The 6,737-nt window shown below is 73.6% G+C and carries 6 protein-coding genes; 1 reads left to right on the top strand and 5 read right to left on the bottom strand.

Features of this window, described 5'->3' with window-relative positions:
• Positions 1-240: 240 nt before the first annotated feature.
• The 4 genes from ACJOT3_RS32810 to ACJOT3_RS32795 form a co-directional block, all read right to left on the bottom strand.
• The gene (locus ACJOT3_RS32810; protein WP_406977019.1) at positions 241-657 is read right to left on the bottom strand and encodes a DUF3592 domain-containing protein; all 417 of its coding nucleotides are present in this window, start codon (positions 655-657) and stop codon (positions 241-243) included.
• A 22-nt stretch (positions 658-679) separates the two neighbouring features.
• Positions 680-1,318, bottom strand: a complete 639-nt coding sequence (locus tag ACJOT3_RS32805; protein ID WP_406977018.1) for a TetR/AcrR family transcriptional regulator — start codon at positions 1,316-1,318, stop codon at positions 680-682.
• Between the two features lie 73 nt (positions 1,319-1,391).
• On the bottom strand, positions 1,392-3,500 hold the full coding sequence (locus ACJOT3_RS32800; RefSeq protein ID WP_406977017.1) for a YhgE/Pip family protein: 2,109 nt from the start codon (positions 3,498-3,500) through the stop codon (positions 1,392-1,394).
• Entirely contained in the window at positions 3,490-4,329 is an 840-nt protein-coding gene (locus tag ACJOT3_RS32795) for an ATP-binding cassette domain-containing protein (RefSeq protein WP_406977016.1), read from the bottom strand. Before ACJOT3_RS32795 ends, ACJOT3_RS32800 begins: the two co-directional genes overlap by 11 nt.
• A 252-nt stretch (positions 4,330-4,581) precedes the next feature.
• On the opposite strand from ACJOT3_RS32795, the gene ACJOT3_RS32790 reads away from it, so the two are divergent.
• On the top strand, positions 4,582-5,382 hold the full coding sequence (locus tag ACJOT3_RS32790) for an endonuclease V (RefSeq protein WP_406977015.1): 801 nt from the start codon (positions 4,582-4,584) through the stop codon (positions 5,380-5,382).
• A gap of 68 nt (positions 5,383-5,450) precedes the next feature.
• Here the strand turns inward: ACJOT3_RS32790 and ACJOT3_RS32785 are convergent.
• A partial coding sequence (locus ACJOT3_RS32785) for a GuaB1 family IMP dehydrogenase-related protein (protein ID WP_406977014.1) occupies positions 5,451-6,737 on the bottom strand: 1,287 nt, incomplete at its 5' end.

Genomic DNA, 6,737 nt, shown 5'->3' with positions numbered 1-6,737 from the left:
GGATCGCGCTCGCCGTCGTGGTCGTGCACGCCAGCTCCGCGCTGGTCCGCCCGGACCGGGTCGGCCTGGTCGACCTGCTCTGCGGGACCCGGGTGCGCACCCGGGCGGTCGTCGACGGCTCGCTGCCCTCCCGGCTGGTCCGCTACGCCGAACCCCGCGAGCCCGCCGCCGTTCCCTGAGTGGCGAGGGCGCCCACGGGGTTCTGGAGGCCCGAAGCGAAGCGGAGGGCCAAAGCGAGCACTAGCTCCTCAGGTCCCAGTCCAGGTCCCAGGCCAGGTAGCCCAGCAGCACCCCGGCGGCGATGAGGATCGCGCCCAGCGTGGCGAACAGGCCGCGCACCCAGTGCGACAGCCAGGGCGCCGACACGATGCGGGCCAGCTCCGGGCTGTCCGGGTCGTAGGAGACGGTGACGATCTCCCCGGCCCGGGACGCCGTCCACCCCGTGTTCTCGTGCTCGGCGTGCACCTCGCGGCCGTCCTCGGTGCGGAACTGCACGATCATCCGCGAGGCGGTCGAGGTCTCGTTGTAGCCGATGACCCGGGCCTTGGCGCGCACGCCGTGGCGGATCAGGCGCAGTTCGAGCCGGGTGTCGCGGGTGACCACCGCCAGGATGACCAGACCGGACAGCAGCGGGAGCAGCGGGTAGAGCGAGGCCATGACGGGCGTCCTCTCGGGACTCTCAGAGATCGGTGGGGGATACGGGTGTCCCGAGGAAGCCGCGGACCATCCCGGTCAAGGTGGCGTGGATCTCCTCCACCGGGCGGTCCGGTTGCAGGGTCCGCCAGTCGAGGGCCACCGTCACCACCATGCCGAACAGCGCCGATCCCGCAAGCCCCGTGTCCAGGTCCGGACGGATCCGGCCGTCGGCGGCCAGCGCGTCCAGACGCGCGGTGACGACACCGATCGCCTCCGTGCGCAACTGCCGGACCGTGGTGTGCCAGCTCCGGTTGGTGCGCCAGGCCTCGGCCATGAGCAGCCGGGCCAGCGCCTCGTGGGCGCCGATGAACTCCACCCCGGCCCGCAGGACCGCGGTCAGCGCCTCGGCGGGGTCGGCGCCGGGGTCGGGGGCCGCCTCCTTGAGCGTGTCGGCCAGCCGGGTGATGCCCCATTCCATCAGCGCCGTGTACAGCTCGCTCTTGCCGCCGAAGTTGTAGTAGACGGTGCCCTTGGCCACACCGGCGCGCTCGGCGATCTCGTCGACGGTGGTGGCGCCGTACCCCTGCTCGGAGATCAGGGTCACGGCGGCCTCGAACAGCCGCCTGCGGGTGGCTTCGCGGCGGCCGCTCACGGGGCGTCGGTCGGGGGTGCTCACACTCATCCGGTCCATTCTGCCCCCGATCGGCGCCGGAACTCCTCCGGCGCCGATCCGGGCGTCGATCCCTCGTGCACGGTCAGAGCTTGAGGGAGGGGTACAGGGCGCCCATCGTCCACATCCGCTTGCGTTCGACGGTCAGCCAGGTCAGCAGCAGGGGCACGACCAGCCACAGGGCCATCACCCCGAAGGCCTGGGCGACCAGGTCCATGTCGCCGCCGCCCAGCAGGTGCCGCATGGCGGTCACGCCCCAGTGCAGCGGCAGGTAGGGGCCGATCGCCTGGAAGAACCCCGGGCTGGTCTCGATCGGGTACGTGCCGCCCGCCGAGGTCAGCTGGAGCACCAGCAGCGCCAGCGCCACCACCCGCCCGGCCGCGCCGAACCGGACGTTCAGGTACTGGACCGTGGCGGCGAACGCCGCGGCGGTCAGCAGCAGGAACCCGATGAGCACCGGCCAGTTGCGGGCCTGGAGGCCCAGCAGCAGGTGCAGCGCCGCCATCATGACGGCCACCTGCCCGAACCCGAGCAGCATCGGGACCGTCCGCCCGGCCAGCGCCACCCGCCACGAGGGCGCGGAGGAGGCCAGGGCGCGCGTGGACAGCGCGGGCAGCACCATGAACACCACCATCGCGCCCACCCACAGGGACAGGGGGACGAAGAACGGCGCGAACCCGGTGCCGTAGTCGGGCGCCTCGTTGTCGATCTCGCTGCTCAGCCGGACCGGGGAGCTCATCATGTCGCCCGCGTTCTCGCGGCCGCTGTCGCTGTAGGTGGGGATCTGCCCGACACCCTCCTCCAGCCCCCCGGCGAGCTCGTCGGAGCCCTCGGACAGCTCGCCCAGCCCCTCGTGGAGTTCGCCGGAGCCGTCGCTGAGCAGCCCCAGGCCCGTGTCGAGCTCGCCGGAGGCGGTGGACGCCTCCTTCAGGCCGTCGCGCAGCCTCCCGGCGCCCTCGGACAGCTCCTCCAGCCCCTCGGCCAGCTCGTCGAGCCTCTCGCGGGCGTCCTCGGCGTCCTCGATGTACCCGGGCAGGTCCTCGGCCAGCTCGGCGGCCTTGGCGCTCAGGTCGGCGGCCTCGTCGGCGGCGGAGACGATGTCCTCGCGGTTGTCCTCGACGAACGTCGCCGTGGACAGCGCCACGTCCATCCCCTCCTGGAGGTCGCACAGCAGCAGGTACAGGTCGGGCTGCTCGGTCTCCAGCCCAGGGTCGTCCCGCAGGTAGGCGTCCAGCCGCCCGTCCAGCGCCTCCAGGCCCGCGGTGTCGATCTCCTCGGGGAGCTCGTGCAGCAGGTCGGCCAGGCCGCCGGAGAGGTCGGCGACCAGCTCGGCCCGCTCCTGGATGTCGGGGGCGTCCTCCTCCAGCCGGGGCAGCCACTCGTCGGCGAGCTCGTCGATCTTCTCGACCTGCGCGGACACCTCGGTGGAGGCGGTCGACGCGCCGGTGGCCAGGGTGCGCGAGCCCGAGTACAGCTCGCCCAGACCGGTGTCCAGCTCGCCCATGCCCTCGTGGGCGGTGCCCAGGTTCGTCGACAGCTCGCCGGACCCGTCGTAGGCGTCGCCCGCGCCCTCCGACAGCAGCCCGGCGCCCTCGGCGGCCTCCTCGGTCTTGCCGTGGATCTCGTTGAAGCCCAGGAAGATCTGGTCGAGGTAGCCCTTGATCGCGGTCTGCTCGGCGGCGTTGCGGACCTCCTTGAAGGCCGAGCCCGCCAGCTGGCGCACGATGAAGCTGTTGGAGTCGTTGTAGTGGGCGATCAGCATCGCCTGCACCGGCGCCTCGCGGTCGCGGGAGGGCGAGGTGAGGTCGGCGCTGAAGCTGGCGGGGATGGTCAGGGACACGTAGTAGTCGCCGTCGGCGACCCCGCGGGCGGCCTCCTGCGCGTCGACGAGCCGCCAGTCGAGGTCGCCGCGCTCCACGAGGGTGTCGGCCAGTTCCTCGCCCGCGTTGACCTCCTCGCCGTCCACCTCGACGGGCCGGTCCTCGTTGACCAGGGCGACGGGCAGGTGCTCCATCCGGCCGAAGGGGTCCCAGAAGGACCACAGGTACATGCCGGAGTAGAGCAGGGGGATGAGCAGCAGGGCGGCCAGGGCCGCGGTGGGCAGGGGAGAGCGGAGGAAGGACCGCACGGTGAGCAGTCCCAGGCGGGGGACCGCGAAGGGGCGGAAGCGGGGGCGGGTGGTCTCATCGGTCACGGCGGTCGTCCCCGTCCTCTCCCTCGGCGGCGTTGGTGGCGTTGGTGGCGTTGGTGGCGTTGGTGGTGGGGGCGGCGGGGGTGGCGGCGCGGTCGCCGAACAGCTCGGAGAGGCGGACCTCCCCGGCCCCGTCCGTGTCCTCGGGGTCCTCGGCGTCCGCGGGGTCCCCGCCCTGGTCGATGGGGAGCGGGCCCTGGGTGTCGGTGTCGGCGACCTCGGCCAGGGCGTCGGCGTCGGCGCAGGTGGCGATCACGGTCAGCCCGGCGTCGGTCAGCCGCTTGAGGCTGCGCCACATCAGCGCCTGGTGCTCGTCGGACAGCCCGCCGTCGACGTCGTCCACGGCCAGCAGCCGGGGTTCGGCCATCAGGGCCAGTGCCACGCCCAGGCGGCGGCGCTCCAGCGCGTCCAGCTCCTTGACCAGGGTGCGCCGGTCCAGCTCGCCCAGGTCGGCGGCCTCCATCGCGAAGTCGGCCAGCCCCCGGGCGGCGGGCCGGAACCGCAGCAGCGCCGCCTCGGACAGGTGCTCGCTCACCCGCAGCCGCTCGTCCAGGGCGTTGACCTCGGTCATCAGGCCCAGCGAGCTGATCCGGCGCACCCGGCGCGCCCGCCTGGGCAGTTCGTGGCCGTCCACGTACACGGTCCCCGAGGTGGGCCGCATGCGCCCGGTGAGGGTCAGCAGCAGGGCGCTGCGGCCGCCGCCGGAATCGGCCTGGAACACGGTGAGGGTGCCCGGACGCGCGGTGAAGTCCACGCCCGTGTACACGGGGCCCTCGCGGGTGACGAGCGCGACGTCCTCCGCCACGACCCTGGCCCCGGTGGCCAGACGCATTCTCTGCCTCCTTTTTGAACTGACCAGTCAGTGCAAAACCAGCGGATCCACCGTACCGGCCCGGCCGGCCGATTCGAGCATCCGCCGCCGTGACCCCGGGCACAACGCGACGCACGCCGCGGTGGCGGGGAACGCGCGAGGATTTGACGAGCGGGTTGCCCGCGTCCGGGACGGGGCGTGTGAGGTCGGCCGGGGAAGGGGTTGAATGAGCGGGGGCCCGCGGCCGGCGGGCCGAGGTGAGGGAGGCGTCGGGTGTCGGACATCGCCGAACGGGTCGGCCGGATCCTGGACGATCCGGGGAACTGGCCGAGCGACCCCGGGGAGGCCGTGGCGCTCCAGCGCCGCATGGCCGGCCTGGTGCGCGAGGAACCGCTCGACGCGGCGGCGGTGCGCACGGTCGCCGGGCTCGACGTCAGCTACGCCAAGGACGACTCGGCGCTGTCGGCGGCCGCCGTGGTCCTGGACGTCGCCACCCTGGAGGTCGTGGAGTCGGTCGCCATCGCCTCGGAGGTGTCCTTCCCCTACATCTCCGGGCTCTTCTCCTTCCGGGAGCTGCCGCCCGTGCTGGCGGCCCTCGGGCGGTTGGAGACCACGCCCGACGTGTACCTGAGCGACGGGTTCGGGCTGGCCCACCCGCGCCGCTTCGGGGTCGCCTCCCACCTGGGGGTGCTGCTCGACCTGCCGGTCGTCGGCTCGGCCAAGTCGGTGCTCTACGGCAGGCACTCCGTCCCGGGGCGGGAGCGCGGATCGTGGACCCCCATGGTCGCCGGGCGCTCGGAGGTCGTCCCCGACTCCGCCGCCCTGGCCGCCGACGGCGCCGAGGTGATCGGCCGGGTCCTGCGCACCCGCACCGGGGTCCAGCCCGTTTACGTCTCCGTCGGCCACCGGGTGGACCTGGACGGCGCCGCCGACCTGGTGCTGCGCCTGTCACCGCGCTACCGGGTGCCCGAACCGGTCCGCCACGCCGACCGGCTGTGCGGCGAGCACCGCAAACAGGTCCTGGCCGCCCGGACTGCGGAACGGGCCGGCGCCCGGGCCGACGACCGGGACTGAGGGCACGGAGAAGGGGAGGCGCCGCGGCGCCTCCCCCGGGACTCCGTCGGTTCACCCGCGGGCGCGGATCACCAGCTGGTGGGCACCGGGCGGCCCTCGGCGTAGCCCGCCGAGCTCTGCACGCCCACCACGGCCCGCTCGTGGAACTCCGCCAGCGAGCTCGCGCCCGCGTACGTCATGGAGCTGCGCACACCCGCGATGATCTGGTCGATCAGGTCCTCCACGCCGGGGCGCTCGGGGTCCAGGTACATGCGGCCGGTGGAGATGCCCTCCTCGAACAGCGCCTTGCGGGCCCGGTCGAACGGCGAGTCGTCGGCGGTGCGCAGCTTGACCGCGCGCGCCGACGCCATGCCGAAGCTCTCCTTGTACTGGCGGCCCTCGGCGTCGCGCATGACGTCGCCCGGCGACTCGTAGGTGCCCGCGAACCAGGAACCGATCATCACGTTGGACGCGCCCGCGGCCAGCGCCAGGGCCACGTCGCGCGGGTGGCGCACCCCGCCGTCCGCCCACACGTGCTTGCCCAGCTCGCGCGCGGCCGCCGCGCACTCCAGCACCGCGGAGAACTGGGGGCGGCCCACCGCGGTCATCATGCGGGTGGTGCACATCGCGCCCGGGCCCACGCCGACCTTGACGATGTCGGCGCCCGCCTCGATGAGGTCGCGGGTGCCCTGCGCGGTGACGATATTGCCCGCGGCGATCGGCACCGACGGGGACAGCCCCCGCACCTTGGCGATCGCGGCGATCATCTTCTCCTGGTGGCCGTGCGCGGTGTCGATCACCAGCGTGTCCACCCCGGCGGCCAGCAGCTCGGCCGCCTTGCCCGCCACGTCGCCGTTGATGCCGACGGCCGCGGCCACCCGCAGGCGGCCCTCGCCGTCCACGGCCGGCCTGTACAGGGTGGAGCGCAGCGCCCCGGTGCGGGTCAGCACGCCCACCAGGGCGCCCCCGCCGTCCACCACCGGCGCCACCCGGTGCCGGGAGTCGTGCAGGATCGCGAACGCCGCCTCGGGGTCGGTGTCCGCCGGGATGGTCACCAGCTCCGTGGACATGACGTCGCGCAGCTGGGAGAACCGGTCGACGCCCGCGCAGTCGGCGTCGGTGACCACACCGACCGGGCGGCGGGCCTCGTCGACGACGATCACCGCGTTGTGCGCCCGCTTGGGCAGCAGGTTGAGGGCCTCGCCCACGGTGCTGCCCGGGTTCAGGGTGATCGCGGTGTCGTGGACCAGGTGCCGCCGCTTGGTCCAGGCGATGACGTCGGAGACCACCTCGATGGGGATGTCCTGCGGGATGACCGTGATACCGCCGCGCCGGGCGACGGTCTCGGCCATCCGGCGGCCCGCCACCGCCGTCAT

Origin of the sequence: Nocardiopsis protaetiae (assembly GCF_045446735.1) — a bacterium.
GTDB classification, from domain to species: Bacteria; Actinomycetota; Actinomycetes; order Streptosporangiales; family Streptosporangiaceae; genus Nocardiopsis; species Nocardiopsis protaetiae.
The sequence above is the reverse complement of the archived record's forward strand: the minus strand, read 5'-3'. Positions and strand labels throughout refer to the sequence as shown.

Bases quoted from the DNA above. Each gene is read 5' to 3' on its own strand.
- ACJOT3_RS32810 (WP_406977019.1), bottom strand. From the start codon at position 657: ATGGCCTCGCTCTACCCGCTGCTCCCGCTGCTGTCCGGTCTGGTCATC.
- ACJOT3_RS32795 (WP_406977016.1), bottom strand. From the start codon at position 4,329: ATGCGTCTGGCCACCGGGGCCAGGGTCGTGGCGGAGGACGTCGCGCTC.
- ACJOT3_RS32805 (WP_406977018.1), bottom strand. From the start codon at position 1,318: ATGAGTGTGAGCACCCCCGACCGACGCCCCGTGAGCGGCCGCCGCGAA.